Source organism: Marinifilum sp. JC120 (genome assembly GCA_004923195.1).
GTDB lineage: Bacteria > Desulfobacterota > Desulfovibrionia > Desulfovibrionales > Desulfovibrionaceae > Maridesulfovibrio.
Window position 1 is genome coordinate 142967 of sequence record RDSB01000004.1, and the last position, 23806, is coordinate 166772.

At 48.5% G+C, this 23806-nt stretch carries 24 protein-coding genes; 13 read left to right on the forward strand and 11 right to left on the reverse strand.

The features are described 5' to 3' along the window. The first annotated feature begins 4 nt into the window (after positions 1-4). Positions 5-613: an XTP/dITP diphosphatase gene (locus D0S45_05935; protein ID TIH18093.1), complete on the forward strand. Its 609-nt coding sequence runs from the start codon at positions 5-7 to the stop codon at positions 611-613. A 187-nt stretch (positions 614-800) separates the two neighbouring features. Next, positions 801-2624: a glutamine--fructose-6-phosphate transaminase (isomerizing) gene (glmS, locus tag D0S45_05940; GenBank protein TIH18094.1), complete on the forward strand. Its 1824-nt coding sequence runs from the start codon at positions 801-803 to the stop codon at positions 2622-2624. Between the two features lie 135 nt (positions 2625-2759). Here glmS and D0S45_05945 read toward each other — a convergent pair whose 3' ends face one another. The 8 genes from D0S45_05945 to D0S45_05980 all read right to left on the reverse strand — a co-directional run bounded on the left by D0S45_05945 (position 2760) and on the right by D0S45_05980 (position 10702). Continuing rightward, positions 2760-4097, reverse strand: a complete 1338-nt coding sequence (locus D0S45_05945; protein TIH18095.1) for a sigma-54-dependent Fis family transcriptional regulator — start codon at positions 4095-4097, stop codon at positions 2760-2762. A 15-nt stretch (positions 4098-4112) separates the two neighbouring features. Next, on the reverse strand, positions 4113-5609 hold the full coding sequence (locus tag D0S45_05950) for a PAS domain S-box protein (GenBank protein TIH18096.1): 1497 nt from the start codon (positions 5607-5609) through the stop codon (positions 4113-4115). Positions 5610-5728: 119 nt separating this feature from the next. After that, positions 5729-6415: a hypothetical protein gene (locus D0S45_05955; GenBank protein ID TIH18097.1), complete on the reverse strand. Its 687-nt coding sequence runs from the start codon at positions 6413-6415 to the stop codon at positions 5729-5731. Position 6416: 1 nt separating this feature from the next. After that, complete coding sequence (locus D0S45_05960; GenBank protein ID TIH18098.1) at positions 6417-7697, reverse strand: sulfite exporter TauE/SafE family protein; 1281 nt, start codon at positions 7695-7697, stop codon at positions 6417-6419. A gap of 53 nt (positions 7698-7750) precedes the next feature. Continuing rightward, the gene (locus D0S45_05965) at positions 7751-8143 is read right to left on the reverse strand and encodes a response regulator (protein ID TIH18099.1); all 393 of its coding nucleotides are present in this window, start codon (positions 8141-8143) and stop codon (positions 7751-7753) included. After that, entirely contained in the window at positions 8115-8531 is a 417-nt protein-coding gene (locus D0S45_05970) for a response regulator (protein TIH18100.1), read from the reverse strand. Before D0S45_05970 ends, D0S45_05965 begins: the two co-directional genes overlap by 29 nt. Positions 8532-8561: 30 nt before the next feature. After that, on the reverse strand, positions 8562-8993 hold the full coding sequence (locus D0S45_05975; protein ID TIH18101.1) for a response regulator: 432 nt from the start codon (positions 8991-8993) through the stop codon (positions 8562-8564). Between the two features lie 11 nt (positions 8994-9004). Further along, positions 9005-10702, reverse strand: coding sequence for a sensor histidine kinase (locus D0S45_05980; protein ID TIH18183.1), 1698 nt, complete (start codon positions 10700-10702; stop codon positions 9005-9007). Between the two features lie 605 nt (positions 10703-11307). Here D0S45_05980 and D0S45_05985 point away from each other — a divergent pair. The 5 genes from D0S45_05985 (at position 11308) to D0S45_06005 (ending at position 14191) form a co-directional block, all read left to right on the forward strand. Continuing rightward, a complete protein-coding gene (locus D0S45_05985; protein ID TIH18102.1) occupies positions 11308-11700 on the forward strand; it encodes a response regulator in 393 nt (130 codons plus the stop codon). 22 nt (positions 11701-11722) lie between these two features. After that, positions 11723-12487 carry a DUF1538 domain-containing protein gene (locus D0S45_05990; GenBank protein TIH18103.1) on the forward strand — a complete coding sequence of 255 codons (765 nt, stop codon included), beginning with the start codon at positions 11723-11725 and terminating at the stop codon, positions 12485-12487. A 65-nt stretch (positions 12488-12552) separates the two neighbouring features. Next, complete coding sequence (locus D0S45_05995; GenBank protein TIH18104.1) at positions 12553-13368, forward strand: DUF1538 domain-containing protein; 816 nt, start codon at positions 12553-12555, stop codon at positions 13366-13368. Between the two features lie 67 nt (positions 13369-13435). Then, complete coding sequence (locus D0S45_06000; GenBank protein TIH18105.1) at positions 13436-13783, forward strand: P-II family nitrogen regulator; 348 nt, start codon at positions 13436-13438, stop codon at positions 13781-13783. 12 nt (positions 13784-13795) lie between these two features. Next, entirely contained in the window at positions 13796-14191 is a 396-nt protein-coding gene (locus tag D0S45_06005) for a CBS domain-containing protein (protein ID TIH18106.1), read from the forward strand. A 402-nt stretch (positions 14192-14593) separates the two neighbouring features. Here D0S45_06005 and D0S45_06010 read toward each other — a convergent pair whose 3' ends face one another. The 3 genes from D0S45_06010 to D0S45_06020 all read right to left on the reverse strand — a co-directional run bounded on the left by D0S45_06010 (position 14594) and on the right by D0S45_06020 (position 20793). After that, complete coding sequence (locus D0S45_06010; protein ID TIH18107.1) at positions 14594-17173, reverse strand: pyruvate, water dikinase; 2580 nt, start codon at positions 17171-17173, stop codon at positions 14594-14596. A 226-nt stretch (positions 17174-17399) separates the two neighbouring features. Continuing rightward, on the reverse strand, positions 17400-18761 hold the full coding sequence (locus tag D0S45_06015) for a hypothetical protein (protein ID TIH18108.1): 1362 nt from the start codon (positions 18759-18761) through the stop codon (positions 17400-17402). A gap of 88 nt (positions 18762-18849) precedes the next feature. Beyond that, positions 18850-20793, reverse strand: a complete 1944-nt coding sequence (locus tag D0S45_06020; GenBank protein ID TIH18109.1) for a hypothetical protein — start codon at positions 20791-20793, stop codon at positions 18850-18852. A 233-nt stretch (positions 20794-21026) separates the two neighbouring features. On the opposite strand from D0S45_06020, the gene D0S45_06025 reads away from it, so the two are divergent. Genes D0S45_06025 through D0S45_06050 form a run of 6 tightly spaced genes read left to right on the forward strand, consistent with a single transcriptional unit; the run spans position 21027 to position 23806 of the window. Further along, positions 21027-21422 (forward strand): hypothetical protein, encoded by a 396-nt coding sequence (locus D0S45_06025; protein ID TIH18110.1) that lies wholly within the window; start codon positions 21027-21029, stop codon positions 21420-21422. A gap of 14 nt (positions 21423-21436) precedes the next feature. After that, complete coding sequence (locus tag D0S45_06030) at positions 21437-21925, forward strand: type II secretion system protein (protein ID TIH18111.1); 489 nt, start codon at positions 21437-21439, stop codon at positions 21923-21925. Further along, positions 21903-22331, forward strand: coding sequence for a prepilin-type N-terminal cleavage/methylation domain-containing protein (locus D0S45_06035; protein ID TIH18112.1), 429 nt, complete (start codon positions 21903-21905; stop codon positions 22329-22331). The genes D0S45_06030 and D0S45_06035 overlap by 23 nt, the downstream gene beginning before the upstream one ends. Then, positions 22328-22810 (forward strand): PDZ domain-containing protein, encoded by a 483-nt coding sequence (locus tag D0S45_06040; protein ID TIH18113.1) that lies wholly within the window; start codon positions 22328-22330, stop codon positions 22808-22810. Before D0S45_06035 ends, D0S45_06040 begins: the two co-directional genes overlap by 4 nt. Further along, a complete protein-coding gene (gene gspG, locus D0S45_06045) occupies positions 22810-23235 on the forward strand; it encodes a type II secretion system protein GspG (protein TIH18184.1) in 426 nt (141 codons plus the stop codon). Before D0S45_06040 ends, gspG begins: the two co-directional genes overlap by 1 nt. After that, positions 23120-23806 carry a prepilin-type N-terminal cleavage/methylation domain-containing protein gene (locus tag D0S45_06050; protein ID TIH18114.1) on the forward strand — a complete coding sequence of 229 codons (687 nt, stop codon included), beginning with the start codon at positions 23120-23122 and terminating at the stop codon, positions 23804-23806. The genes gspG and D0S45_06050 overlap by 116 nt, the downstream gene beginning before the upstream one ends.

Genomic DNA, 23806 nt, shown 5'->3' on the forward strand with positions numbered 1-23806 from the left:
TGTTTTGAAAACAGTTGTTCTTGCCACCACCAATAAGGGCAAAATTGCTGAGTTTGATGAGCTTCTTAAAGATCTGGGCCTGGAAGTGAAAGGTCTGGATCAATTCCCTGAAATCGGGGAAATCCCCGAACCGGGCGAGACCTTTCTTGAAAATGCCATTATTAAGGCCCAAACAGTTGCCAACCTGACCGGGCTGGTGGCTGTTGCCGATGATTCCGGCCTTGAAGTTGATGCTTTGAAGGGTGCTCCCGGCGTGTATTCAGCCCGTTACAGCGGTGAGGATGCCACTCCCGAAAAGAATAATGCCAAGCTGCTTGAAGAACTGGACGGTGTTGCAGAAGAAGAGCGCACTGCCCGTTTTGTCTGTGTTATGGTGGCGGCTACTCCCGATAATATCCGCATTCAGAGCCGTGGTGAATGGGAAGGGCGTATTGCTTTTGAACTGACCGGAAAGCAGGGCTTCGGCTACGATCCTCTTTTCTTTGATCCCGAACTTGATTGCGTTGCCGCGGAAATGACCCGCGAAACCAAGAACGCACGTTCCCATCGCGGCAAGGCTTTGCGCGCGCTCATGGAACAATGGGCTGGTTTTCAAGAGAAAATCAGTACATAAATTTTTGAATAGTTAAATTAAAATCATCTCTGTAATTCAAAGCAGCGAAGCTTATTAAAAAAGTTTGGGATTCCTAAACCCTTTTCAAAGGGTTTAGGGCCCCCGGCAGGGGCCTCGAAGAGCCGCCGGAGGCAAAAGATTTTAATATAAAGCGCGTAGCGCATCCAAATAAAACTGGAGATAATATATGTGTGGAATTATCGGATACGCCGGGCACCGTCCCGCTGTTCCCCTTATTGTTGAGGGCTTGAGACGCCTTGAATATCGCGGTTATGATTCTGCGGGCGTTGCCACCATACAGAACAAGGAAATCGAGCTGGTCCGTGCCGAAGGCAAACTTGCCGCCCTTGATGAAAAGCTGACCAAGGTAAATGTAACCAATTCCACCTTCGGCGTAGGCCATACCCGTTGGGCTACTCACGGCGTACCTGTTGAACGCAACGCCCACCCGCATCTGGACCATGAAAAGAATATAGCCATGATCCATAACGGGATTATCGAAAACTATCAGGAAATCAAGACTGAACTGATCGCTAAAGGCTACGAATTTCGTTCCGATACCGACTCTGAAGTGCTCTGTAACCTCATTGCCGAGGGCCGCAAACACAATTCCACCATGTTGGAATCCATTTCATGGGCTTTGAAACAGGTTGAGGGTGCTTACGCCATCGCTGTGGTTTCCATTGATGAGCCGGGCACAGTCTACGCTGCCCGTGTTGCCAGTCCCATGGTCATGGGTGTGGGCGTGGGGGAGAATTTTGTTGCTTCCGATATTCCCGCTTTCCTGCCTTACACCCGTGAAGTTGTCTTTATTGAAGACGGCGAGCTGGTCAAAATCACTTCCTCTTCATGGGAAGTGTTCAATGCCGAGACCCTTGATCCGGTGGAAAAGGAAGTTAAGACCATCAATTGGGATGTTCAGGCCGCGCAGAAAGGCGGACATAAGCATTTCATGATTAAGGAAATTTTTGAGCAGCCCAAGGTTATCTCTGATTGCCTTGCTGGCCGTGTTGATCAGGCCAACAATGAGATTGTCCTGCCCGAAGTTGAGGATATGGAGCCGCCGGAAAGGCTGCACATTATTGCCTGCGGTACCTCTTACCATGCCGGGTTGTGGGGCAAGTATCTCATTGAGCAGTGGGCCAAGATTCCGGTGGAAGTGGAGATTGCCTCCGAGTTCCGCTACCGCGATCCCCTTCTTGCTAAGGGCGGCGTGGCTCTTGCTATCAGCCAGTCCGGTGAAACAGCCGACACTCTTGCCGGAATCAAGCTGGCTAAGGAGAAGGGACTGTCCATTATCGGCTTGTGCAACGTGGTTGGTTCCAGCGTGGCTAGAGAATCAGATCACGTCATGTATACTCAGGCCGGACCGGAAATCAGCGTTGCCTCCACCAAGGCTATGTGCAGTCAGCTCACCGCACTTTTGTTGCTGGCCCTCTATTGGGGTAAGAAAAAAGGCGTGATTGATGCTGCCACCTACAGCCGCGCTGCCGCGGATATGCGTAATATTCCTTCAATCCTTGAAGCGGCCCTGCCCGCCATGCGTAGTCGTGCTCAGGAACTGAGCCGTGAGTATTCCGAAGTTAACAGCTTTTTCTTCCTCGGTCGCGGACTTTACTTCCCGCTGGCCCTTGAAGGTGCGCTCAAGCTTAAGGAAATTTCCTACATCCACGCCGAAGGCTATGCCTCCGGTGAGATGAAGCATGGCCCCATCGCGCTCATCGATCCCAAGTTCCCTACTTTCGCCATGGCACTTAATGACGAGCTTTTTCCCAAGGTTAAATCAAACCTCGTAGAAGTTCAGGCCCGTGGCGGCGAGATCATTGCCCTGACCAATCCTGGTGTAGATCTCGATGTGGAACACCGTTGGTCCCTCCCCGAAGTCTGGGGGCCGCTGAACACATTCATCGCTCTCCCGGCCTTGCAGCTCTTCGCCTACGAAACCGCAGACTACCTCGGCAAAGACGTTGACCAGCCCAGGAATTTGGCAAAGTCTGTAACTGTCGAATAATAAAAGAGAAATCTCCCACAAAAAGTTGTAGGAGAACAATAAAGTAAGAAACCACGACCGCTTCTGAGTACTCTATAAATGAGTAGGCAGGAGCGGTCGTGGTTTGGATTGATCTCTGATAAAAATGTGATGCAGCTACTGCTGCAAAGCTTCCGTTCGTTTGAGTTTCTCACGCAAAGTTTTTCGGTTGATGCCTAGAATCTCGGCCGCGCGGGTCTTGTTGTTATTGGTCATGGCCAGCACATTTTTGATGTGCTCACGCTCAACGTCCGCAAGTGTACGGTCCACCCGACTGTCTACGGGTAGGCTGAAACGCATATTAGTAGGCAGATCATTCACCTCGATAGGATCGTGATCCACCATTACAACCAGTCTTTGAATAAGGTTTTCCAGCTCACGGACGTTGCCGGGCCATGAATAGTTTCGCAGAGCCTGTAGAGCTTCATCTGTTATGCTCAGTGTGGGGCGTTGCATGGACTGGGAAAATTTGACCAGAAAATTGCTGACCAGAACAAGGATATCATCCCCTCGTTCGGCCAATGAAGGCACCGGAACATCTACCACATTAAGACGGTAATAGAGGTCTTCACGAAAAGATCCTTCCTCCACCAGCTGCTTCAGGTTCCTGTGGGTTGCAGCAAGAATGCGTGTATCAACAGTATGAACCACGCTTGAACCAACCTTACAGAATTCCTTTGACTGAAGCACGCGTAACAACTTGGCCTGCATATTGGGGCTTGCATCCCCTATTTCGTCCAGAAAAACAGATCCACCATTGGCAACCTCAAAGAAACCGGCCCGACCTTCCTTGGCTCCGGTAAAAGCACCTTTGACGTGACCAAAAAGTTCGCTCTCCACCAGAGAATCAGGAATTGCTGCGCAGTTAACCGGTACAAATGGAGCCGCTCTGCGGTCACTGTGGTAATGGATAGCACGAGCAACAAGCTCCTTACCTGTACCGGAATCACCGGAAATCAGTACATTGGCATTGGTGGAGGCTGCCTTGCTGATACGACGGAAAATCAGCTGCATTCCAGGCGAACTACCGACTATCCCATAACTCTCTTCAGGGTTCTCAACAACTTTGACCGCTCGCCTGCGGTTGACTCTTTTCTCAATGCGGCCCATGGCTGTGAGCAACTCTTCAGTTGTAAAAGGTTTGGGCAGGTATTCACCTGCCCCGTCCTTGATAGCCTCAACTGCACCGGATATTGACGGATAGCCGGTGATCATCATTATTTCAACATCGCGATGGTTTTCACGTACGTGTCTGATGAGGTCCAACCCGGTGGCCTGAGGCATTCGGAAATCTGTTATGACGATATCAATATCGTATTCATCAAGCAGAGGCAGAGCTTCATCCACCCGCAGGCAGGTAAGCACTTCATATCCGTTTGACTCAAGATTACGCTTGAGTACCTCTAGAGTGCTCTTACTATCGTCAACTGCCAGAATTCTTATCTTTTCACTCATATATATTCCGTCAAATTATTTAGTTGGCTGGTTGTTTTGCAGGCAGGGAAAAGTCACTTCAAAACGGGTGCCTTGGCCCGGCTCACTGTGAACCTGAATAAACCCGTTGTGTGCCTTTACAATGCCAAGGACCACTGAAAGGCCCAGCCCGGTCCCTTTGTCCACATCTTTTGTGGTGAAAAAAGGATTAAAAATCTGCTTCAGTTCCTCTGCAGCAATGCCGGGACCGTTATCTTGCACCACAATATAGGCATCACTTTTATTGTTTAGTGTTTTTATAGTCAGTTTTCCCCCGTCACCCATGGCCTGAATCGCATTGGCGGCCAAATTGACAATGACCTGCTTGATATGCTGCGGGTCAGCTGAGACAAGTGGAAGATTTTCATCAAACTTGCAATCTATTTCAATATTGCTGCGTTTGGCGGCAGTCTCGGTTATGCGCAGAGCCTGTCCGATAGTTTCATTGAGATTAGTGGGGATGAACTGCGGAGGCAACTGTCGGCTGAAGAACATTATTTTTTTAATTATTTCACGTGCATGCAATGAAGATTCAACGATGCTGTCCAGATCAGAGCGAACTTGCTCTGGAAGATCAGATGTCTGCAAGGCAAGTTGGGAGTATCCTAAAATATTTGCCAGCGGCTCATTTATTTCATGAGCCACGCCAGCAGAAAACTGGCCGATTTTGGCCAAGCGATCCGCTTGACGCAACTGTTGCTCAAGTTCCTGCTTGGCCGACTTGATCTCCTTCTTGGCCACAATAATAGATACCTGCTGTGCAGCAGTGCTCAGCAGATCCTTTTCATCATCTATAAATACAGACTCACCTTCACCCTGCTGACCGTCGTTTTCCACGGCCACAGTTATGTTTCCCCTGATCTCCCGGCCGGATTCCACCGGTTCAACCAGGATGTTTTCAGTTTTTGTGAAACCGTCAGTTTCCCAGCTAAGACTCCCCACTCGCAACCGGACATGGGTCTTTTCGGGATTCTGAAATCCTGAAGGTAACAGTTTGGTTATTTTTTCAAGAGATTCCTTGAGCTCAAGCGTAATATCACCGCCGAGCTTGCTTATCTCAAACAGACAGTTAAGTTCTTTATTACGTTCAATAAGGGCAAAACGTTCCCTGAGCAGACCTTTTTGCCTGAGCATATGAGCTGTAACATCCTGACCGACACAAAGAATACTTATGATACTTCCGTCGGAATCACTCAATGCCTTTAAATTCCAATCAATATATACCTTGTCCCCGCCACGGGAACGAATGTTACCGGAAATTTTCGAAATTTCACGTTGTTTAGTCTTGCCAAAAATATCTTTTCTGGCTTCAGCGCGCTGGTCTTCGGATATGAACGTTTCAAACCAGTCTTTTCCGGCCAGTTCCTTCATGGAATATCCGGTAAGTGATTCCAGTCGGGAATTACCGTGAATAATTCCGCCGTCCAGATCAAGGGTAACCACTATGCCGTGGCTAAGCTGCATTATGGTGTCGTAGTATTCCTGAATATTCATATTTACGTCCTCATTTTCAAGAATAAGGCGAATATAGATGGGAGTAAAGTGTGTGCGGACGATCCGGCACTGGAGGGAGCCGGATCGTCCGCAGTTCTAAGGGAGGTACGTTTCGCTTGCTAATGACCTATATTGAGTCCCCATCCTTCGAATACGAATAGGATGGCGAATCCGTACCACAAAGTGTATACCACATAGAAGACAAGTGAGAAGATGACCAGACCAAGCTCGTCCATTATGTTAAGTGGCTCGATTTCATAGTAATTGTATGCAGTTTCTACAGCTTTTTTCAGTACGGTTGATGTTACCTTGGCAATTTTAAACTCTTCCTGAGAGTTCAGGGACTTTTCCATCAGTCCGAGGCTGGTCCACCAGTTGAATGTGGTCCTGCGAGCTTCAATACCGTATTTGGCCTGAATTTCTTCCGCCTTGTTATGGTACATCAGTTCCGCGTCTTCCAGACTGCTGTTCAGTATGGCGGCAATGGAACCGCTTACTTCAAGATTGCTGCCGTTGAGACTGGTTTTTACGCCGGCCTTATGGAATAGCTTTTCGGACTGTTCGGCCTGAATTTCTGAGCTGAACTTCAGATTCAGGGTTACATCCTTGTTATTGAGTTCTTTCACTTCTTCCCGCAGGGGATCGATATAGTTTACCGAATCCTTGGAGATGGAGTTGTACATCGCATCCAGATAGGCCATGGAATTCTTGCCGTCAAAGATGGGCTGAAACATTACGACCAGCACTGCGAAGAAGAGGACGAGCAGGGCCAGACCACCGGTAAATTCTTTCCTGTTAACTATCATTTTAGTGTGCTCCTTCTACCTTGAGCTTCTTGATATTCTTGAGGAATGTTCCGATTACCCATACCGAAAATCCGCCGATGACCACGAAGAAGGCCCAGATACCAATAGTGTTTAGTATGTCACCCATTGCCGGGGAGATGGGAATGTAGCCCATTTCACCAAGCTTGCCGGGAAGTGCGAAAATACGGTTCACGAAGCCGGCCAGTACAGCCATGGCGTAGAAGCCGCGGATGGTAACGCCAGGAACAACCTTGGTTACCAGTGCGCCGATCTGAATACCCAGCAGGGAGCCGAGTAGCATGCCCATAGCAAGGGTGTAGAAAATGAAGCCGTAGATTGCGTACTGGCTGATTGATGCAAAGCCTGCGGTAAAAACAATCTGGAAGATGTCAGTACCAACAGTGGTCATGGAAGAAACACCAAGTACGTATACAAAGATGGGAAAGGTCAGAAAGCCGCCGCCTACGCCCATGATACCTGCAGCCAGACCTACCAGCGCGCCGGAAAGAACCAGGAAGATCCATGAGATCTGACGGCCGCCGGGAGTGAGGTCCTGGTCAAACTTCACCATGGGGGGGAAGTTTACGGACTGCAATGACTTGGAGATGGAACCAAGCTCAGCACCTTCGCCGCCGCCATGAGCATCACCGCTGAAACCGGACTTGCGTGCCTTCAGGTAGTCATACATAGCGTAGGAACCGAGGAACCCGAGCATGAGGGAATATACAGTGGTAATAAATGCGTCGGAAAGTACGGGGTTAATTTCGTACAGGACACGGTTGATTATACCACCCGCAGTGGCTCCCGCAATCGCTCCGATAAGGAATACGGTTGCCAACGATACGGATACATTACCCATCTTGCGGTGAATAACACTACCCATGATCGCCTTGGCAAAAATATGGAACAGGTCTGTTCCAACTGCCAGAATACCTTTGATCCCCGCACTCATCAGAGCGGGGGCGATAATGAATCCTCCGCCCGCGCCGATACAGCCTGTGATCAGCCCGGCACCCATGCCGATGGCAATGGAAACTAAAAAAATTCCGAAGCTGTAGAAAGCAGGGCTGTATGCTTTCTTGCCGCCGAGCAGATCCGGTAAAATCGGAGCAATGTCATCGGCGAAAGCTATACCGCCTAGAATAACGGGAATGAGCATCAACCCCAGAAGCATGCGCAGCTTTTTGCTGCCCATGATTGCCTTGGCGTTGTCTATTTCCCAGCGGGCCATATAACCGGCCCCGGCCATCATAAATCTACCCCATTGATTGAAAAAACCCATGGTTAGCCTCACATATTAAAATTGGTTGTTGTGCCTTCGCCCCGGGCGGCAATTTACTTTCCGCCGTCCGGAGCAGTCTTCCTGCTTGGGGCCGCATTCGCTATCTTTTCCGTCAGCTCGTCCATATCTGCCGGTTTTGTCAGGTAACCACTTGCCCCCATTGAGAGGCAGGAAATCACCAGATCCGGGTTTATGTGAGCTGTGAGCATCAGGACCGCAATCTGCGGATACAGCCGTTTTATTTCTCCGAGGAGCCGGACTCCGTCCTTGCCGGGCATTTTGACATCCAGCAGAACAACATCCATCTCATCAAGCCTGAGTGTCTCCATGGCTTCACTTGCACACGAAGCCGTGCTGACATTCATCCCCCGTTTACTCAGCCTGCGGGCAAGAATACGGGAGAAATCTTTTTCATCGTCAACCAGAAGAATCTTTATCTCGTTCATTGAGAACCTCCTTCCGGGCGCATACCTGCTTTATTTTTTCAAGTAGCAGGTTGAAATCCACCGGCTTGGACAGATAATCCGCCGCTCCCAGTCTGATGCTTTCGGCAACGGCCTTTTCGCAGCCGTGGCCAGTGAGCATCAAAACTGGCAGTTTCGGGTCTAGCATCCTGAAAACTTTTAAAATTTCTATTCCATCCATTCCCTCAAGTTTCAAATCAAGAACGGCTGCGTCTATTTCTTTCTCGCGGAGCATTCTCACCGCATCTTCACCGCGGTAGGCAGTCTCGACGAGAATGCCCCGCCTGCTCATGCGTTTGCGCAGTACTTCCGCAAAACCAACTTCATCGTCCACAATGAGCAGTCTTATTTGTTTGTCGCCGTTTTCCATCTTGCACCTGCCGGGCCTTCATTGCCGGAACTAAGCAATGCGATGAGTTATATCGTCGATTCTGGCCTTAACCTCTTCTTCCTCGTGATCATGAAAGAGTTTTACAGCTGCACGAATTTTTTCGATCAGATCATCGATGGAGCAGGGTTTCATCAGGTAGTCGAAAGCTCCGTTCTGCATGCCTTCGATTGCTGATTCCACGGTGGCATGTCCTGTGAGCATGATTACTTCCACGTTGGGATAATCTCTCTTGATTTCGCGCAACACTACCAGCCCGTTCTTTACAGGCATTTTGACATCAAGAATGACGACTTCAATTCCCGGATTCTCGCTCAGCAGGCGCAAAGCGGTATCTCCGTCAAAGGACTTGTGTACCGACATGTTTCTGCGTTCCAGCCTTTTAGACATTGCGTCAACGAAAGCTTCCTCATCGTCTACGAAGAGAATGGTTGCATCAATCATGGTTAATCCTCCTAGGTTTGTTCCTGACCGCTGCCGGTTTCGGGCAGAGGCAGTCTTATATTGAACCGGGCTCCCATGCCCACGCCACTTTCAACCTCTATGTCCCCGCCCATCTGGTGGATTAGTCCGTAACAGATGGACAGTCCCAGACCGCTCCCTTTGCCTACTGGTTTGGTAGTAAAGAAGGGGTCGAAAATCCTGCTAAGATAGGCCTCGGGTATCCCGGGACCTGTGTCTGCTATCGAGATATGAGCCATCTCATCCTCGGCGTAACAGTCGATCCTTAGCTTGCCGCCAGTGCTTTCCATGGCCTGAATGGCGTTGTTGACCAGATTGAGAAAGACCTGCTGAAGTTCTGAAATTGAAGCTTTTACCTGCGGCATGTTGCGGTCCAGATCCAGCGAAAGTTCGACCTTGGCGTAACGTGCCTGCTGCATTGATATCTCTACTACTTCTTCAATCAGTGCCGGGAGAGATACTTCGGCAATTCTGGAGTCGGTCTGGCGGGCGAAACTCAGCAACTTGTGGGTTATATTTTTGCAACGTCCGCCCTGTGTCCGTACCTGTTCAAGTGCCCTGGAGATCTCCGGGTAACAGGCCATGGAACGGCCTTCATCTTCGAGCAGATCACTTACCCAGCCAGCCTCTTCGATCATGATCGCCACCGGATTGTTGATTTCGTGGGCAATACCCGCGGCCAATTCTCCAATTGAAGCAAGCTTGCCGGTTTCAACCATCTGGCGGTTCATCAGTTCGCTTTCTTCGTCTATAGTTCGAATTCTTATTATCAATTTTCTTGAAAGATATACGGCCATTATGATGATGCCGAGTCCTCCGGTCAGGAATATTACCAGAGTGAAAAATTCACTGCGGATCATGGCCGAGAAGGCATCGTTTGCGTTTTGCTGATAAACCAGCTTCCAATCACCGTCCTTGAGCACAGAGGAAACAGTTACATATTTTTCATTGTCGCTACCTTCAGAGAGTTGGATAGTTACGTTCTCGTTTAGGTTGGGACTTGAGATAGTTTCATAGGGTGTCAGCATCAGGTTGCTGTCTCTGTTAGCCGGCGGTCTGGTCTGGAAGGTACCTTCATTATTAAGAATATATGCGTATCCGGTCTTTCCTATCCGGATGTTCTCCACCAGATGTGTGAAAGCCAAAAAATCAATAGTTGCGCGCAGTGTCCATTCGCGTTCCCCGTCATGGTTGTTGATGGCGATGATGAAATGCGGAGACTGTCGCAGCCCCATGAAAACATCACTTATTCCGGAAATCTTGTTACGGCTGTTGAGGTACCAGTCGGCATTGGAGTAATCAGCTCCAAGCAAGTCGAAAGGACCTGCGTAGGCAACCTGTCTGCCGTTTTTGTCAATTATTCCCAGATCCACAAAAATACGTCCGTACTGCTGTTGCATTGACTTCAGTGCCTTTTCAAGGAACTGAGGCTCGCTGAGCTGGTCGTATGTGAATGCACGGGTCAGGAACTGTACTTCGGCCTGTTTTTCGTGCAGGAAATTGTTCACGTTGTCTTTGTGCTTATCCACAACTTCGGCAAGGTGGGCATAAACCTTGGCCCGATAAATGGAGCGGAACTGATCAAAGATTAACCCGCCCACAAGTATCAGCGGTGCAATGGAAACCGTGATTACGGTCAGCACGATCTTGCGGGAAAGCTTGTCGTAGGATGTTCTTTTTTCAGTTTGCATATCTTTTTCCACTTTGCTCTTTACCTTGAGGTTTTCGCCCCGTCTGAAACGGGTGGTCCTTAAACCCCCTTGAGCAAGCGGTGTGCCACAAATGGCATTTGAGATTTTTTACTTAGTGATTAGAATTTCTCTTATAACTGACTGAAATGTAATGCTTTTATGAGCAAGGGATGGATTTTCTTTATATAATGTAGGGATAAAATGAATTCAGTAATGAAAAACATGAATATAGGGCTACTCTATGTATATTGGTACATTTTGTTCCGGCGGTACAAAGTGCCCCACTTGGTACATTTTAGACCCACTTCCCGGCTCTGTTACGTTTTTCACAAATGTCCGGGAGCCTAATTGTCATCGGGCGGGGTGAAACGCCCCGGTGTAGATTGCGATAATCAGAATAAAAGTGTGTTGGCCTTGTTTTTCTGTATTTAATTTATCTTTCCACCAACGAATCAACGGCAGTCATAAACTTACTTTTCAGAGTATAATACTTAAATATCAAAGACATAAATAAGATAAGGCCATGTGAGTAAACGTCTTTATGTGTAAAATACCTTCTGGTTTGGCATATTCATTGTATGCCATTTTATAGTTACGGAGGGGTCATGAAAAGTGTTCGAGTACTTCTTGTAGATGATGAAGAGGGTTTCTCCTCAGTGCTGGCCAAGAGGCTGAGCAGACGAGCGGTAGATGTAAGCACCTCCCTTTGTGGAGAGGATGCGTTACATCGGCTCGAGACTGATGACTATCAAGTGGTCGTTCTGGATATGAAAATGCCGGGAATGAACGGTCTTGAAGTGCTGAGAATAATTAAAACCCGACATCCGCATGTGGAAGTAATTTTTCTTACTGGAAACACGGACATGAAGAGTGCACTTGCATCAATGACCGCAGGAGCATTTGATTTCATGCTCAAGCCTGCAAACACCGAAATTCTGATGAACAGAATTGTGGATGCGGCAAGACAAGGCCGCATTGGCAGAGATAAAGCGGTTTAAACATAGGGATTTCAAATATACCATGAGCAGCAGTAAACAGGCATTTTGTACACGCAGAATAACTCTGGCGGTATTGAAGAAATTCTGGAGTTCCTTCAGGGATCTGTTGCCAATAATTCTGGTAATTGCTTTTTTCCAGATTGTTGTTCTCAGACAGCCTCTGCCGAACTTGGGAGAGGTGGCTTTCGGCGGGCTGCTTGTCGTTCTCGGCCTGATGCTCTTCATACAGGGGCTGGAGATGGGACTCTTCCCTATCGGGGAAGAAATGGCCCGGGCCCTAGCAAGGAAGGGCAGTCTATTCTGGCTGCTGACTTTCGCCTTTCTGCTCGGATTTTCAACAACGGTTGCAGAGCCTGCGTTGATAGCCGTTTCAGCAGAGGCTGCCAGTATTGCCGCACAAGGCAATCTGATCGCTCCCGGAGAAGAATCATTGAGCAGGTACGCATTAGGACTTCGCCTGTCAGTGGCTTTTTCCGTCGGGGTGGCTATTCTCATAGGTGTTTTGAGGATACTGCGCGGTTGGCCTGTACATTATCTGATCATAGGAGGCTATGTGGTTGTCATGCTGATGACCCTCATTGCTCCCAAAGAGATTGTAGGCATTGCCTACGACGCCGGTGGGGTTACCACCTCCACTGTCACCGTTCCCCTTGTAGCGGCTCTGGGAGTGGGGCTGGCTTCAATCATCAAAGGGCGCAGTCCGCTGTTGGATGGTTTCGGACTGATCGCTTTTGCCTCCCTCCTTCCTATGATCTTTGTTATGGGGTACGGGCTGACCGTTTTTTAATATTCAGGCCGCGGGAGAAACCCCCTGCGGCCTGATAAAAATTTTACAGAGAGGAAAGCACTGTAATGACATTCCTGATTGAATTCGGACAGGTATTCCTTGCCACGATAAGAGATATTCTGCCCATACTGATTTTGATTACGTGCTTTCAGCTGTTTGTTCTGCGTCAGTCTATTCCAAACCTGCGCAGCCTTATAATAGGTGGTATTTACGTTGTTCTGGGACTGGCTATGTTTCTGATCGGCCTGGAAAAAGCACTCTTTCCAGTAGGCAAGATCATGGCGACCCAACTCTCGGCGCCTTCACTGCTGGCGGGAGAAGGTGCGGTCGACGCTATCACAGACTGGACTTCCTACGGCTGGGTTTATCTTTTTGCAGCTATGATCGGCTTTTCAACCACAATTGCCGAACCATCGCTGCTGGCGGTTGCCATCAAAGCCAAGGAAGTTTCCGGTGGAGTTATCAGTCAGTGGGGTCTGCGCATTACTGTGGCTGTCGGAGTTGCGGTGGGAATCTCTCTCGGGGCATTCCGTATTGTAACCGGTACACCTCTCTATATATACATACTGGCCGGCTATGTGATCGTGATAATCCAGACCTTCTTGGCACCAAAGAAAATTATCGCCCTTGCCTATGATTCCGGCGGGGTGACAACATCCACGGTGACTGTGCCACTGGTCGCTGCTTTAGGACTGGGACTTTCTGAATCGGTTCCGGGTCGCAACCCTGCTCTGGACGGATTCGGGCTTATAGCTTTCGCCAGCCTATTTCCAATTATCACGGTCATGGGATATGCTCAGTACACGCATTTCGTGGCCGCCCGAAAAGCAAAAACTAAAAAAACAAAGACAGCTGAAAAAAGCAGCCTTTGTGAAACTTAAATAATACAGACAACCGCTTCGTAACCGCGACGCGATAATATCCGGACCAGTAGACTCAGGGGGAAAAATGAAATTTAAGATTATCCTTGCTCCAGTAAAGCCAGACAAGACTGACGCCATTGTTGATGCAGCTAAAGAAGTCGGAGCTACCGGCGCAACAATTATTCCCGCCAGGGGAACAGGAATGCGCGAGGCAAAGACGTTTTTCGGCCTGACCCTTGAAGACCAGACAGATATTGTTCTCTTCCTGCTGGAAGAACATTTGGTCAAACCGGTCACGGAAGCCATCAAGACTGCCGGGGAATTCCACAAACCGGGAACAGGTATTGCGTTCGTTTTGCCTGTGGAAAATGTACTCGGCATGGAAAGCCAGATTGAAGTCTTCAAAGAAAAAGTACGCGACAGTTATTTTTAAGGGAGAATTGAAATGGATTCTGTTATTGTAAGGGTTCAGGATGTAATGAACGGTGATGTTCAGACAGTTGACGGCATGGCTTCGGCAAAAGAAGCTGCTGAAATCATGCGCTCCAGCAAAGTCTCAGAACTTCTGGTCAGCAAAAGAAATGAAGACGATGCATGGGGCATTATCACTGTAAGTGACCTGATTGGCAAAGTTCTGGTTCCTGACCGTGATGCTGGAAGCATTTATGTTTATGAAATCATGACCAAGCCTGTGATTACAATTCCCGCACAGATGGATATCCGGTATGCTGTCCGGCTGCTGCACCGCACAGATGTGCAACGCGCGCCAGTTGAACACATGGGCGAGATAGTAGGGATGGTCACTCTTCAGTCACTTATACTTGATAATGACTTGCTATAAGCTGTCTCCAGCAAAAACTGTAAAGGTGTAAGTTTATTTAGGAAGGAACATCATGTGGGGAATATATTCGGCTCTCCAAGCAGCATTTAACCGCAAACGCAAATGTCAGAACTGTGGTAAAATCAATATTGTCAAATATGAAGACAAGCTGAAAACAATTAAATGCTCAAATTGCGGACATAGTATTCCCTCACCAAAAGGTCAGTTGTAAAAACAGAATCCCATCAAAATAGAATTGGGATCGACATACACAGTCCGACAGTGATCACATCAACAATCCCAGATCGGACTTCGAAACGGCGGATGACCCTATCCGCCGTTTTGCGTTTTTAAATCCATTATTAGACTAAAAGTAGAACAGTTTTTCTCGGTCCTCATTGATACTTAAGAGGCTCGTCCAGATCAGTCACTCTCAAACATCTTAAAATCGTTAAAAAATTTTTGTTTGTATTTTTCAACACTTGCAGGATTAGTCATAATCATATCCAACTGCCGGGTATGGGTTATCAGATAGCCGAGCACCTTGAGATGGAACTCCATATCCTCTTGGATCAGTCCTTCAAGGCGGGCTGTAAGACTGTCCTCACGAATACGAATTCGGAAATCCAGCTCTTCAAGAATACTGCCGATAAATCTTGCTCGAAGGATCTTGCGTTCAGGGTTTGCTGCCCCTCCCTTAAACTGGAAGCTGGCATAATTTTCTGAAGTACGTTCTCCAACAAGTGACTCCACGGAGCAGAAATGAAATCCAAAACGGGATTGCAGACAGCAATAATTTTCAGAAATCATGAAATAATTCTTCTGAGCATAACGGGAAGGTGACGTCATATTCAAGTTGGGATTCATGGTCGCTTCAAACATGACCGACATTAACCCCTTTCCATGGATTGCCGGGGGCCCCTCCCAGGGAATTGCCTGCATCCCGGCCCAGAGAGCCCGCATGGGAATGGAACGCACATGTTCCATAAATACACATCTGGGATTAATGTCTCCCTCCTCACTGACTCCATTGCCGAGATCAAGAATCCAGAACTGCTTGGGTACATTGCAGATAAGTTGCCTTGAAGCAGCCATAATATACTCATCACTTATACCGAACCCGAACATCTCCCGAACAGCCATTTCGTGACAGAAGCGCATGATATCGTGGTAGGTTTTACACTTTGAGGGACGAAAATCAGGAGAATCCGGATCGGTAAGATTAAGACGAACTATGTGTCTTGCTGCCTTGCGTAGCGCCATCTGCACCGGGCTCCCCTTCATAAGCCGTTTGCGGGGTTTTTCGGTAAGCAAAGATTCCACCGGACCGGAATAAACCGCATGCCCGTCAGCATCCACGGTTACAATTTGTCCTTCTTGTAATTTTTCAAGGGCACCCTCGATTCCGAAAAGGGCAGGAACCCCGAATTCACGAGCCACATTGGCAAGATGTCCTGCCATGCCTCCCTGCTCTGTGATCACCGCACTGCACCGGTCCAATAATGCAGCTCGGCTTGGCAGGGCCTGTTTGAGAACCATGACTCCGCCATCGGGAAAAGATAGTTCATCTGCAGTCTTGCGGATAGGATAAACAGGACCGACTCCTACGCCGGGACTGGCAGTTCGTCCTCCTGAAATCAGAGGGACCGGCAGATCAGGATTTTCTCCAGAATGATCAAGGCCATCTTCAATGAGCATAAGCGGACGGCATTGTAAAAGATAAAAATCGCCATTTTCGGTGACAGCCCATTCAATATCCTGCGGCGTACCGAAATGATTCTCAATTTTCGAGGCAACATCAGCGACCATGACAGCCCGTTCATCTGTCAGGGATGGAGACTTTCGCGACTCGTCCAGCTCAATTGTCCGGCAGACTCCCTCCCCGGCATCGCAAATGAATTTATCTTTTTTATCTGCAATCCTCTTTTCTTGAACCTGTGATAAAGGAGCAGGGCTGACGACATACTCATCTGTTTCGGTGGAGCCATCTACTACCGCTTTGGGCAGTCCCCACACTGAGTAAATGGTGATATTGCCGTCACGGATATTAACCGGATTTCGTGAGTAGGCCACACCGGATGCAACCGGGTTAATCATCTTGATACAACCCACGCTCATGGCGACATCCTCGTCACGAAGCCCTCGATTATTACGGTAAGCCATGGCTTGCAGGGAGTATTTGGAGGCTATAACTTCTTTTATCGCCTCTATGAGGGAACTGCGTTCCACATTCAGTATGGAGCGGTACTGACCGGCAAAGGTAGCTCCTTCGCGGTCCTCGCCAAGAGCACTGGAACGAACAGCAAGATTTACCGGATTTCCAAGTTCTTCGCTGAGCTTGTCATAGGCATTATAAATGGCCTGAACAACTTCTACAGGCAAAGGAGCTTTCAGTATAAGACTCATGACAGAAGAAGAAACCTGAAAAACTTCTTCCCGGTTCTTAAAATCAGTAGCCTGAATACGACGGTCTATCTCGGCCTGCAAACCATCTTGAGCCATGAATTTATAGAAAGAGGCTGTAGAAACGACAAAACCTGAAGGAATCTTGAGGTTAAGACTACGTCCGGCCTCTCCCAGCATAGCCATTTTGGGACCGCACAGATCAGCCTGATCCCGCCCCACTTTGCCAAGATTCAGCACCAATTCGCCTTCCCCTGAATAGTGAATCGGTTCAATTTCAACTGCAATGCGATCCTGAATCTCGTTAAAAGTGGTGAAGAGTTTCGCATAGCCTTCAGGATTCAGCTCGTTCAAATGTTGGATCATCTGAAAAGTTGAAACAGATATGCGGGTACAGAGAGCACGCACATAGTGCATGCCGTAGGGACTGAATCCGCGCAGGGCCTCTTCCAGTTCAGCAATATGCTCATGCGTACTGGTGTTGGCTTGAATCAACCGCCGGAAATGATTGTAACGATCCGTAAGCAATTGCCTAGCTTGCTCCGGATCAATACGTTCCTTCTTCTTTCTGCCAAATGGAAGCCAGTCGAACAAACTCATAATTCAACAAACCTTCGATAGTTACGGGGCCAAAATTATCAATTCCTTAGCCGGTCAGAGATTGTATCTGTGCAAAATAAGCATACCTTCCAACTTATAACCACCGCAACAAAAACCGGGGCTAGGAACAGTAATTTTTCCAAACTTATGGAGGTAAGAATTTTAAAAAATATTCATGAAAAAACCCCGCTGTGTATTACACGGCGGGGTTTTTTATAGTGTAATGTTAATTCTGTCCGGCCCAGACACAGGAATTTTGTTCTTTGTCTTTGCTCCAAGGGTATAAGCAGGTTCCCTTCTGCTCTCCGGGGACGGTCGTGGTATCCGTGAAATTGCAGCTTAAGCTTGAGTTCTGACAGTACCACTGGACTCCTTTAAAGTAGGTGGCGACAGGGTTTTTAGGTGTGGTGCGTCCCAGTTTGTTATTTGCTGGGTCCGAGAAAATGGTTGTTCCATATACATAGGCCGCATTAGTATCTTTTTTCATTCTGTTATTAAGCAGGTAGGATATAGCTACTTCGCCTGTTCTGTCTTCGCCTGCGCTGCAATGGAAATAAAGAACATAAGGAATTTTATTCTTTTGGTTCATGGTTGTGCTGATGTAAGTAATTAATCCTGGCAGGTTACTGGCTTGGCCGCCGCCATTGCCTTCAGTAAGCATCTGCCACCAGAGGAATTGCCCGGTAGAATTGGTGCCGGCAAGCGGAACGCTGCCCTTGGCAGGTTGGAAAGAGTTTGCTTTAAGATTTGAGGCTGTTCCGTTGAAATGTGTGTACTCCGCTTTTAACATGGGGCCTTCACCAGTGTCGTTAATCAGGCTGATATCAACAAAAACGTAGGAATCGGGCAGAGGTTTGCCTAGTTGCGCCATAGACCTTGAATTCAAAGCTGCCAACACCCCTTTTTGGTCAAATACCCATTTGCCATTTTTCTGCACTGTGGGGTGCGGTCCTCTGAATAAAAAATTGTTGTTCTTGTAGTCTAAAAGATATGCATGTCCATAACTGGCAATTGCCGGATTGCCCTCAACGCAACCTGAATTTATCATTACAAAACCGGAGGCGTTGTCTTTTTGGCCCGGGGCGCACATGTGCGCACACCCTGTGCAGTTTTCTGAAGTGGAACCGGGGGAACAGTCTTGAGCATATTCCCAGCCTTTATCACCACCAACAACTTTGATCATGCATGTATAGGGGGATCCGGGAAATGACTGGTTGAGTGTGTTCACCTTCCAAGTTGTGTCATTTAGCATATGCACGAATTTAGGGCCGGTCGTTACTGAGTACGCAGGGCTGAATTTTCCATCTTCTTTCAACATGCTGAACGATGTAGTCATATTGTCGTAAAAAGTTTTATTTGCGACCTTTGATACTTTTTTGCAGTTTTGTGCAGGTGAGACAAAGAAGCTAACGCAATCAGTTGAATTGCCGACGCATTTTCCTTTAACCAGGCTAGTCGTTTCTAAAGCAGGTGAGATCACTTCTGCTGCTTGGGAAAGCGAAGGTCCTGCTCCTATGAGAAGAAGAGCAATAAAAGAACAGATGCCTAGCAATGACGGCAAGGTCATTCTTTGTTTTCCGGTGTGCATAAAAACTCCTTATTCTGTATAAAGTTCATCAAAAAGAGCGTGGTTGATAAGTACTTCATGTTGCACTCATCAACCACGCTGTTTGAAGCTATTGAGGTTTATTCGGTGTTTTTATTATTTTCGTATTGGGCGGTGTCTTCCCTGTCTGCTGGCAATATTGCGAGTTGTTCTTCGTGCATACATCGTAAGGCACGCCTTGCCCTTTGGGCACGGGTTTGCAGTAGTTGAGCTGGGCAGTGACAGCTACTCCTGTTTTGGCGTTGAGCTTTTTCACTTCTTCCGATTGGCAGGTGTAGTCAAAGTTCGCCTTCATGCAGTCGAGGAGGGTGGAGTACGATCCGCTGCCCGGGGCTACCTGACACTTATTGTTGGAGAAAGCCCATTTCTGTTTTTTGTACGGTTGTTGCTCTGGAACACCGGGGCAGAGGGTAACTTTTATGGTTGCCCCGGCCTTTTTGCAGATAGCGGTAGAGGCGTCATCGTTGAATTGCCATGCATAGGCATCCGAACCGACGGCCTTCAGGTATTTCACGTAGTTGGTGTAAGGTTTACCTTTGCCCTTTGACAGGGATACCATGTCATACTGCCCGGGAGTGCCAAGTGGGCCGACCGCGCATTGCGGGCCGCCGCAGCCAGGAGTGAGGCAGGTTTGCGGATCTTTGTCTGCACCCTTTGCTTTCATGACATTACAGGCATACCAGTCTGAAATATTGGGTGTGGATGTGGTTATCCCACCGCTGGCCGCTGTTGTTTTGGTGTTCTTATAGGGGGCCTGCCCTCCGGGAGGTTCAAGCCATTGTTCCGGGGCCATGCAGCCTGCCCGGCCTCTATTGTTGTTTGAGACTTGAAGGCCGATGCCGGAAGCGAGTTGCGAGTTCTGGTACAAAGTGGAGTTACCTGCGATTGTTGTCAGGTCCTCCTTGGGGCAGTCGTATAGGTCCGCCACAGCGTACATTTCTGTGAAGTTGCAATCGTTTCCGTTGTCAGTGATTTCCATGGACATGGGAACGTTGAACCCTGAAACCATGCTCAGGTCAAAGTAGTCTGTCGCTCCCATGCAGGTGCCGTCAGAAGGATTGACAGTACATTTGGTTCTGTCTGCTCCTGTGTATGCGCACCCTGCTGAATATTCAAAAACGGTTCCCACGCCGGAACTTGCCATTCCCGGCACTCCTCCGATGACACAATCTCCGGGCCAGCCTACGCCGGAAGGTGGTGTGTCGCAGCCGAGCAATACCCCGAAGTTGGCAGAGGCAATACCGCCGTCAGGCACCGGAATATCCATGCTGTCCCCGTAATTGATCTGTTTACGGAATAAGAGGGCAGATGTTCTGTTTTGGGGATTTGCATACATTTCTTCCATTCCGGCTTTTTCTGCCGTTTTGTTCCAAAGGTAAGCATTGTAGTAGTGCTGCTTGTCTCCGGCTGTGGGCGGAGTGAGCACAACATATGCGCTATCCATGCAGTTGTTATGGATGGTGATGCGTTTTTTCCAGGTCGTTGCATTGGTGTTGTCGCTGCATTTGGCTGTCGGCGGCGGTGGCGGCGGGGGAGGGGTATACTTGGTCATCTGGCAACCCGGGCTGAGGTTCATTCCGGGAGGGGGAAAGAGCATGGCTGCCTCGCAGCCGGGCTCAAGAGAAGTTTTGTTGCACCCATTTGCATATTCCCAGCCGGAAGGGGTAATTTTGATATATGTGGTGAGCTTTTGATTGAAATGATCGTTTTCCATATCCACTTTCCAGAGCACACCCTGCTTCATGTATTTTGTAACTGCACCGGCATTCTTATTGTCCACTGAAAACACTTCCTGGGCGGAAGTTCCGTTGCCAACGGAATAGGTAATCGTGTTGGTCCAGTTTTGCGTGCCGCAAGGGCCTATGGCCATGGTGATACCTGTGCAACTGCTGTCCCCGGAGTCCTGACAGAGGTATTGGCTGCTGTCGGCCCAAACTGTATTAGTAATGCAGCAAAGCACAAAAAAACAGGTGGTTAAGATTATACTGCTTGTTTTAATACCGTTCTCTTTCATGCGGCCCCCTCATATGGATTGTGATAAGACTGAAAAAATACAACACTACTATAAAACTATACCAACTTGCTTGTGTCAAGTTGTAGAAATGATTTTGTTTGGCTCTACTGCATGTGTCAGGGGCGGGGCACTATTGTAATTGAAGAAAGTAGTCCATTAATTTTAGATGTCCGTGGACAAAAAATGTTTAATCTCTTATACCTATATTAGGAGTCTCATAAAGGGAGGTCGCATTGAATTGTATACGTGGACTTAAGTCATACTTTTTGGATTCTGTTTTTACTGTCGGACTGTTTGCCATCGTCCTGATGTGTCTGATGACAGGGCCGTGTCTGGCTCAATCCCCCAAGACCGAGACCAGTGTCGGTTCCGGCGAGAGTGTCGGGGAACTGCTCGCCCCCTTGCAGGTTCTGCATGATGATCTTGCCAGAATCGAGGCCAAGCTGGATGCCCTTGCCAATGCCAAATGGGAATACAAGATTCTCATTCCTAATATTCTGGGAAAATCCAAACTTGATCCTTACGAACCCAACCTTGCTCCATATGGAAAAGAAGGTTGGGAACTTGTCACTTATTCGCCTGATGTCGGTTATATCCTGAAACGCAGAGTTGCACCTAAGTCCGAATAAACCGGGAAGCGGATATGGATTTTCAGCCTCAAAAACACTCGAAGAATGAGTCCGGGCAAAATGGTTTTACCCTGCTGGAACTCATTGTGGTCATGGTCATCATGTCCATTGTTATGGCTGTTCTTCTGCCGCGTCTCAGTGAACAACTCATGGGCAATACTCTGCGTGCTGCTGCATCCGATTTGGGGACCATCGCCACTTCGGCTCGGTTCAGGGCGGCTGATACAGGCAAACAGCATGTGGTGGTCATCAACAGTGAAAGTGGAGAACTGAAGCTTTTGAGCGGGGATAAGGGCGAGATCCTGAGTCTGACCTCGCTGCCTGCAAAAGTGGCTGTGGAAGGTATGGAACTTCTTGGTAAATCTGTTCCCGGTTATGAGATGCGTATCATTTTTTACCCACGTGGAACGGCTACCCCTGCCCGTCTCAAACTGGTTTCCGAGAAGCAGGAGAGCATGCACCTGATCGTAGCCGGGGCTGATGGGGGTGTGTATGTACGCTAAATCTTGTAACTCCGGTTTTTCCCTGATGGAAGTAATGGTTGCCATGGCTATTCTCTCTATCGGACTTGTTGCAGTGGCAGGTGTTTATTCACAGGCTACCGCATCTTTGTCTCAGGTTGAGGGGTATGAGCGGGCTGGTCTGGAAGCGGAAATGCGGCTGGCTTCTTTTCTGAATCAGGGAAATATCAAACCGGGGACCACCTCCGGTTCCTGCGAAACCCTGCCTCACGGCAGGTGGAAGATCGTCAGTAAAAAAGACAATGATTATCCCGGTGTGAGCCGGGTTATGGTCACGGTGTTGTTCTTCACGGAAGGCAGAGAGCATGAATATGTTCTGGAGACAGCTCAGGTTGAGCAAACCCTGCCTGTGCAGAGTAAAACCCAGACAAAGGATACGAAAAAATGAAACAAGATAGACGTTTGCATCTGTGTTTTTCCCGAATTCTACTTTTTCTTTTGCTGGGTGCTTTTCTGGTCGGGTGTCAGCTCAAGGCGGACCCCATCGATATCGGTTACCAGCCCATGTCCCGGCCTTTGATTGGACTCAAGTTGAAAGTTGTCCAGAAGGAGATGCATGTCATTGAAGAGGAAGGGAAAGAGGAGACCAGTGAGGATCAGGATCGTGCTCTTCTTGTTATGGATTGTAAACCGGACAGCCCGGCGCAGAAGGGCGGCGTTCAGCCCGGAGATATACTTCTGGAAATTGACGGAGTTCCGGTGCAGGGAATGCGGGATTCAACTTTCATCATGCAACGCAAGCGGCCGGGGGATAATGTTGCCTTGACCCTGTTCAGAAACGGCAAAGTCATCAAATTAGGAATTCATCTGCCTGCTGACGTCCCGGTCACCAAGGCGGTTAACACTACTAGCTGGGGGGCTTCATGATGCATACCGGAAAACGCGGTTTCACACTTATCGAGATGCTGGTGGTCATTGTGATTATCGGCGTGCTTGCGTCCATCGTGGCTCCAAGGTTCTTCGGCAAGACCGATGAAGCCAAGGTTGCAGCGGCAAAGGCGCAGATTGAAGATTTTTCCATGGCCCTGCAAAGCTATCAGCTGGACACAGGGAATTTTCCCACAAGCCAGCAGGGGCTTAATGCATTAGTGAAAAAGCCCACCACGCCGCCTGTTTCGGATAATTGGCATGGTCCGTACATGAGCAAGAATACCATTCCCAAGGACCCGTGGAACAATCCGTACGTATATACATCTCCCGGCAAACATAGCCCGGATTTTGACCTTCTCAGCTACGGCAAGGACGGTAAGCCCGGAGGAACCGGTGATAACGCGGATATCACCAACTACTGATGAGGGCGGGTTTACCCTGCTTGAACTGCTGGTGGCGATTACCGTGGGGGCGGTGGTACTGACAGCTGTTTATTCTATTTTCGTCACGGCCACGCGGGTGGAAAAGGGGGCGCAGGCAATGCTCACCCCCATGCGTTCAGCTTCCTACGCGTTCAGCATGCTCGGCAGGGACGTTCGCAATCTGGACCCTTTGTGCGCGGTTTCGGATATTATCTGCAAGAAAACCAAATGCCAGTTTCCTATTCTGGATGAAAAGGGAAAACGGATTTGGGTGCAGTATGTTCTTAAAGAAAACAGACTCTGGCGGGAACAGCGCAAGGATAAAAAGGGGAAACCTGAAAAAGGTAAACCTCTGTCAAAGATGGAACTTTGTTCCGGGGTGGTTGAAATACGTTTCAAGCTCACCAACAGAGGGCATGGCGGGGGGGCTACCGGAGATTTGAATACCGCATCCAAAGTAGGTCCGGGAATGATCGGATTGGTTTTGGATTTTAAGGAAGGACCGTCGCGGCGGGCCATTTATCGTTCACAGATTTTATTGGAAGTAACACCGCAACAGAAGGCAGGCTGA